Source organism: Pseudomonas sp. 05N434 (assembly GCF_056396965.1).
In genome coordinates this window covers 1-4,640 of record NZ_JBFTMK010000403.1, presented here as the reverse complement: position 1 = coordinate 4,640, position 4,640 = coordinate 1, and the positions used below count along the sequence as shown (strand labels likewise).

Genomic DNA, 4,640 nt, shown 5'->3' with positions numbered 1-4,640 from the left:
GTGGTTCCATTTCAAGGCCAGCGGCCTGCATGTGGGTCAGGAGCATTGGTTTCGTCTGAACAACGCCAGCAAATCCTCATACAACAAGGCCTGGGATGGTTATCAGGCGGTGGCGTCCTACGACCACGTCAACTGGTTCCGGGTGCCGACCATCTTCGAAGGCGACTGCCTGCGTTTCAGCCTTGAAGCCACTGCCACCCATGCCTGGTTCGCCTACTTCGAACCCTATAGCCGTGGCCGTCACGACTGGCTGATCGAACAGGCACTGACCAAGGCCGGCACCGAACTGTTGGCCACCGGCAAGAGCGTTGAGGGTCGTGACATCCAGCTGTTGCGCAAAGGGACTGGCGCCGAAGGCCAGCGCAAGGTCTGGATCATCGCCCAGCAACACCCCGGCGAACACATGGCCGAATGGTTCATGGAAGGCGTGATCGAACGCCTGGAAAAACACGACGACCCGGTGCTGAATAAGCTCCTGGCCAGCGCCGACCTGTACCTGGTGCCGAACATGAACCCGGACGGCGCCTTCCACGGTCATTTGCGCACCAATGCCATGGGCCAGGACCTGAATCGCGCCTGGCAGAACGCCAGCCAGGAAATCAGCCCGGAAGTGCTGTTCGTTCAGCAGCAAATGGAAAAATACGGCGTCGACCTGTTCCTCGACATCCATGGCGATGAAGAAATTCCCTACGTGTTCACCGCCGGTTGCGAAGGCAACCCCGGCTATACACCGCGGATCGAAAAACTCGAAGAGCGCTTCCGCAGCCTTCTGAAGCACCTGACCAAGGACTTTCAGACCAAACACGGCTACACCCGCGACGAACCGGGCAAAGCCAACATGACCCTGGCCTGCAACAGCGTCGGTCAGAAGTTCGACTGCCTGTCCTTTACCATTGAAATGCCCTTCAAGGACAACAACGACGCGCCGAATGCGCTGACCGGCTGGTCTGGTAAGCGTTCGAAGCAGTTGGGCAAGGATGTGCTGACGACCATTGCCGACATGGTCGATACCTTGCGCTGATCACCCTTGGACAAAAGATCGCAGCCTTCGCAGCTCCTGCAAGGCGGCGATTTTTTGATGTTTTACTCAGCCGGGATCCGCACACAATCCTGGGGCCCCAACAGCCGCCCATCCTCGGCGCGCAATTCCAGCGGCCGCACCGGTCGACCGTTCTCACGATCGACAACCTGCGAATGCGCCTCCCCCGCCTCATAGAAAAACGCCTCGCCCCACTGCCGCAACCCGATGATTAACGGGAACAAGCCCTGGCCCTTCTCCGTCAGCACATATTCCTGATACGCGCTGCCATCCGACGCCGGCACCAGATCGAAAATCCCGTGGGCCACCAATGTGCGCAGGCGTGCCGAAAGAATGTTCTTGGCCATGCCGAGATTGCGCTGGAACTCACCGAAGCGTCGCAGGCCATCGAACGCATCGCGCACGATCAATAGCGACCACCAATCCCCAATCGCATCCAGTGAACGAGCGACCGGGCATTCGGCGCCTTCCATGCTTGTACGTTTAACCATGACCGCGTCCGCCGGCAACCAATGTGGTTGCAATATAAAACCAGAATCCTTACCGTACAACTGGTTTTATATTGCAACCACACAAGGAAGCCTGTGATGAAACCTGACCACCCGTTAAGCGGCGCCGTGGTGCTGCTGTTTGCCGTCGCCTGCGGCCTGGCCGTCGGCAATGTGTATTACGCACAACCATTGCTCGATGCCATGGCCGAAGCCTTCGCCATGGACCCGGCAACCATCGGTATCATCATCACCCTCACTCAGATCGGTTATGGCGTGGGCCTGTTGTTGCTGGTCCCTCTGGGGGATCTGCTCAACCGCCGCCGATTGATCGTCTTGCAAACCCTGCTGTCGGCACTGGCCTTGTTGATGATTGCGTTAGCCCCGAGCAGCACCTGGCTGTTGCTCGGCATGGCGCTGACCGGGTTACTGGCGGTCGTTACGCAAGTCCTGGTGGCCTACGCCGCGACGCTGGCCATCCCGGCGCAACGTGGACGTGTGGTAGGCGTGATCACCAGCGGCATTGTCGTCGGCATTCTATTGGCACGAACGGTGGCCGGCGGCATGGCCGACCTGGCTGGTTGGCGTTCGATTTATCTGCTGTCCGCCGGGTTGACCCTGGTGATGGCGCTGCTGTTGTTTCGTGTGCTGCCCAGGCACGAAGACGCGCGACCGGATAGCGCTTACGGCGCGTTGATCGGCTCAGTCTTCACGTTGTTCAAGGAAGAACCGGTGTTGCGTCAACGGGCCATCCTTGCCCTGCTGACGTTCGCCAGTGCCATGGTGCTGTGGACCCCTTTGGTATTGCCGTTGAGCGCCCCGCCGCTTTCACTGTCCCACACCGAAATCGGACTGTTCGGGCTGGCCGGGGCTGCCGGCGCACTGGCCGCTGCTCGCGCCGGGCATCTGGCCGATCGTGGCCTGGGTCAATGGACCAGCGGACTGTCGTTGTTGCTGATGCTCGCCTCATGGCTGCCCATCGCCCTCACTCAATCCTCGCTGTGGGCGCTGCTGCTCGGGGTGATTACGCTGGATCTGGGTTTGCAGGCCGTCCATGTCACCAGCCAGAGCATGATCTACAGCGTGCGCCCCGAAGCGCAAAGCCGACTCACCGCCGGCTACATGCTGTTCTATTCGATCGGCAGCGCCTTGGGCTCTATCGGTTCGACGGCGATGTATGCCTGGGCCGGCTGGATCGCGGTGTGCTGGCTGGGTGCGGGCATCAGCGTCGTAGCGTTGATCTATTGGTGGCTGACGCTCGCCGCCAAAACACCCAACACCTGTGGCAAGCCCCCTCGCCACAGTTATCGGCAGTCCCCCGACTCACCCACGGTCCCTGCCCCGCAACATGCTGTCCAGTACCTCATCGCGGCGCACCCAACCGTGAAACAACGCCGCCGCCAGGTGCAGCAGCACGGTCAGGAACAGTAGATACGCCAGATACCTATGTGCCTTGCGCAGGAATGCAAACACCTGCGCATTCGCCGGCAGGATCGACGGCAGTTGCAACGAGCTGCTGAGCATCACCGGATCGCCAGCCGCCGAAATCATCGCCCAGCCCAGCAGCGGCAAAATCAGCATCAAGGCGTACAGCAAGACATGCGAAGCCTTCGCCGCGAGCACTTGCCAACCCGGCAAGTCCGCCGGCAGCGGTGGTTGCCGGGTCGAAAAACGCACGGCCAGACGCACGACCACCAACAGCAGAATGGCGATGCCCAACGGTTTGTGCAGGTGGATCAGCCACTCGTGACGCTCGGACACCGAGGCCACCATGCCGGCGCCGATGAACAGCATCGCGATGATCATCAGCGCCATCAGCCAATGCAGCAGCCGCGCCAGGGGAGCGAAATGGTTCGGTTGAGCGCTCATTGATGAGCCTCCTGCTTGGCGTTGGGCAACTGATTCACTTCGCTGGTGCGACGCAGATAGGAATTGGCATAGCCCGCTGAACGAGCGGCGAGCAGCGGGTCGTCGGAGCCTTCGATACCGCTGGGCAATACCAGTGGGTCGTAGTTGATGTCACGGCACTCGCCATTGAGTTGTGGCTGGGTGCTTTCGAGCACCAGAGTGCCGGCGTTCACAACTTTTCGGTCGCCGGGCCAGGCCTTGCTCGCGTCGTTGACCGGGTCCCCAGAGTTCGCCAGGGTGATGTTCAACTGCCAACGCAGCGGTCCGGCGGACAAACGCTGAACCAGATCCTTCTCCAGAAAGTCAGCGCCCTCCGGTGCCGTCGCGCCCGCCGCATCCTGAGCAACCGGGGTCATGCTCCAACGCACCGCTTGCCGCTGCCCCGCTGCGTTCACCAGGTAAAACGCATTGACGCTGTTATACGTCTCGGTCGCATAACTGGCAGAAGGTTTGGCAGTCTTGATCCAGGCAAGAAACGGCGCGGCTTCCGGGTGAGAACCGAAGAACGCCGGCACCGCCGCAGGATTCGGTTTGCCGGTGGCCGGGTCCGGTGACTGCGCCTGTTGCAGCTGATAGAACGCCTCGGGCGTGCCCACCGGGAACACCGGCATGCTGTTCATCCCGGTGCGCCACTGCTGACCGTTGGCCTGGGTAAAGCGCAACGCCAGGCTGCGGATCGGCACGCTGTTGTCCGGTGCGTAAGGGTTGCCGGCAGGCAGCGCGAAACGCCCGACCACCGGGGTCCGCGCTTCATTGAACACTTGGGCGCTGGAATACTCGCGCACCTGGCCGCTGCTCTCGAAATGCCCGATAACGCACACCCCTTTGGCGTGGTTACGACGGAACCCCGGGTGCACGCCGTTGTTTTTCTCCAGCACATTGATCAACGCTTTCGGCGTCAGGCGCTGTGGGTCGAGTGTGCCGTTGACGTAGGCAAAAGCCCCGGCCAGCGCGGCGACCACCACGGCAATGCCGGTCAGGCGCAACGTCAGGCTCGCGGTGCTCAGGGGCGGCCGAGACGGCCCTGTTGTAGATGAGCGATCAACCATGAAAGTCTCCGGGGCCATAGGCCACAGGGGGAAAGAGCTATGAGACGAACGTCACGTAGGATTATTCCCCCTGAACTGTAGTTTCTTTCAAAGCACCGCTAGCGACGAATCCTCAAGGTTGGTCAAACCGGGTTAAAACTCGGCTCACGCTTCTGC

General features: G+C 61.0%; 5 protein-coding genes. 2 read left to right on the top strand and 3 right to left on the bottom strand.

From position 1 onward, the window contains the following. Positions 1–1,021, top strand: a 1,021-nt coding sequence (locus AC1DLB_RS21820; RefSeq protein ID WP_477785622.1) for a M14 family metallopeptidase, incomplete at its 5' end; no start/stop codon positions are given. 62 nt (positions 1,022–1,083) lie between these two features. Here AC1DLB_RS21820 and AC1DLB_RS21815 read toward each other — a convergent pair. After that, positions 1,084–1,530 carry a winged helix-turn-helix transcriptional regulator gene (locus AC1DLB_RS21815; protein WP_026286359.1) on the bottom strand — a complete coding sequence of 149 codons (447 nt, stop codon included), beginning with the start codon at positions 1,528–1,530 and terminating at the stop codon, positions 1,084–1,086. Between the two features lie 96 nt (positions 1,531–1,626). Here AC1DLB_RS21815 and AC1DLB_RS21810 point away from each other — a divergent pair, with 96 nt between their 5' ends. Continuing rightward, positions 1,627–2,958, top strand: a complete 1,332-nt coding sequence (locus tag AC1DLB_RS21810) for an MFS transporter (RefSeq protein WP_477743721.1) — start codon at positions 1,627–1,629, stop codon at positions 2,956–2,958. Here the strand turns inward: AC1DLB_RS21810 and AC1DLB_RS21805 are convergent. Then, complete coding sequence (locus AC1DLB_RS21805) at positions 2,851–3,396, bottom strand: cytochrome b (protein ID WP_018925452.1); 546 nt, start codon at positions 3,394–3,396, stop codon at positions 2,851–2,853. The genes AC1DLB_RS21810 and AC1DLB_RS21805 overlap by 108 nt on opposite strands. Beyond that, entirely contained in the window at positions 3,393–4,484 is a 1,092-nt protein-coding gene (locus AC1DLB_RS21800; RefSeq protein WP_096479890.1) for a catalase family peroxidase, read from the bottom strand. The genes AC1DLB_RS21805 and AC1DLB_RS21800 overlap by 4 nt, the downstream gene beginning before the upstream one ends. Positions 4,485–4,640: the final 156 nt, after the last annotated feature.

Coding starts and splice junctions, on each gene's coding strand:
- AC1DLB_RS21815 (WP_026286359.1), bottom strand. CDS start 1,530: ATGGTTAAACGTACAAGCATGGAAGGCGCCGAATGCCCGGTCGCTCGT.
- AC1DLB_RS21810 (WP_477743721.1), top strand. CDS start 1,627: ATGAAACCTGACCACCCGTTAAGCGGCGCCGTGGTGCTGCTGTTTGCC.
- AC1DLB_RS21805 (WP_018925452.1), bottom strand. CDS start 3,396: ATGAGCGCTCAACCGAACCATTTCGCTCCCCTGGCGCGGCTGCTGCAT.
- AC1DLB_RS21800 (WP_096479890.1), bottom strand. CDS start 4,484: ATGGTTGATCGCTCATCTACAACAGGGCCGTCTCGGCCGCCCCTGAGC.